The organism is Streptococcus sp. HMSC077F03 (genome assembly GCF_001812375.1).
GTDB lineage: Bacteria > Bacillota > Bacilli > Lactobacillales > Streptococcaceae > Streptococcus > Streptococcus oralis_S.
Genome location: NZ_KV808792.1, coordinates 1 through 1595 on the forward strand (window position 1 = coordinate 1; position 1595 = coordinate 1595).

Annotated in this window: 1 protein-coding gene and 1 pseudogene; both read right to left on the minus strand. The window is 41.0% G+C overall.

Annotated features, from left to right (window positions below):
• Positions 1–287 (minus strand): annotated as a pseudogene (locus HMPREF2853_RS05235) (cell surface protein); the annotation flags it as partial.
• Between the two features lie 75 nt (positions 288–362).
• Positions 363–1595: LPXTG cell wall anchor domain-containing protein (locus HMPREF2853_RS05240; RefSeq protein ID WP_148131406.1), on the minus strand; the 1233-nt coding region annotated here is incomplete at its 5' end.

The following is a 1595-nucleotide window of genomic DNA, read 5'->3' on the forward strand; positions in this document are numbered from 1 at the left end:
TTAGTAGCTTCCGCCAAACTATATTCTAATCCTGCTTTGTTGTCTTCATCATCCGGATTAGCTTTATAGTCAGCAATGGCAGCGTCTAGATCATTCAGTTTATCTCTAAATCGGAATGCCACGACTCTCTCTTGGCCATCTGGAATTTCTTCATCTTCCGCCGGTGTTTCTTCTGCATGCACTGTTGGAATTTGATATAAATCTGGAGCTACATGATAAGTTGCTACTCCAAGAGCGTTTAAAGCAAGTATTGAAATCCCTAACTTTAATAATTTTTTTCTACTCATTCTTTTTCCCTTAATTCATTTAATATATAGTAAGGAGGAGAGTAAATATTTCTACCCTCCTCTTACTATGCAATCCTATTGTTCAGCTGTGTTTTTCCAAACTAGAAGTCCTGTAAGTCCAAGAATGAGAACTGCAATGACTTCAAAGAGTGTAGAAACTTCAGAACCTGTATTTGGCAAGTTTTTGCCTGGATCTTTTGGTGGAACTTCCCCCTCAGAAGGTGGAATATTTGGAGCCGGTGGTGTTACCGGTGTTGGTGGGAACACCACAACTGTGTTGGTAGATTGTGGGGTGTGATTGAAGCTTACTGTAGCTGTATTTGGTACACCGTCCTGATACTTAGCGAAGTCTGTTCCTTCTTTGAAGTTTGTGTAAAGAACGAGAGTTACTTTACTTCCCTTCAAGGCTTCAAGAACATCCTTGTCGCTGATTTCAAGAGTCACAAGATTTTCAGTTTCATCGTAAGTAACAGTAGCAATTGCTTCCAATTCTTTACCTACTAATTCACCACGATCATTTGAAGACTTACTCAATTTATCAATAGCTGCTTGAAGCTTGGTTTGAGCTTCTTTTAGTTTCTTGATTTCATTTTCGAGTTTCTCTTGTTGTTGTTTCTTATCAGCTGGTGCTAATTCTGCTTCTTTCTCTGCTGGTGCTTGAAGTTTAGCTAAGTTTTCTTCAGATGCTTTCAACTCTGCTTCCAAGCTTGCAAGATCTTGACTTGATTCGCTAGTTGCAGGTTTATTCTCTTCTGTTGCAGAAGAATCAGATGTAGCTGGTGTTGTCCCTTCAGCAGCTGTTGCTGGAGTAGCTGGTTGTGCTGCCTTAGCTGCTTCCAACTTCGCTTTCAATTCAGCAACTTTCGCTTCCGCCGCTTTCAAATCTTCCTTCTTGTTAGGCTCTGTTGAAGTCTCATCAGTTGACTTACCTGTCAAAGCTTTGAGTTCTTTCTCAGACTGTTCAAGTTGGGCTTGAAGAGTTGCTTTGAGCGCGTCAAATTGAGCGTTTTCAACTTTGAGGGCGATGCGGTCAAGGTTCACTTTGAGGACTTGATTGATTTTATCACTGATTGTGAAGTTCGTCAATTCCGTCTTCTTGATGCGACCGTACTCATCTTTCAAGGCATTTCCATTTTCATCCTTAGGATCTGCAGGAACGAGCGTTGAAATGTCGAAGCGGAATGTTTCATCTGCTTCTTTCAATCTGTAACCACCAGTTGGATTTGATCCATCTTCTGGTCCAACAGTCTTAGAAGGTTCATTTGGTTTTGGTTCAGTTGGTTTTTCTGGGTCACGTGGTTTCACCGT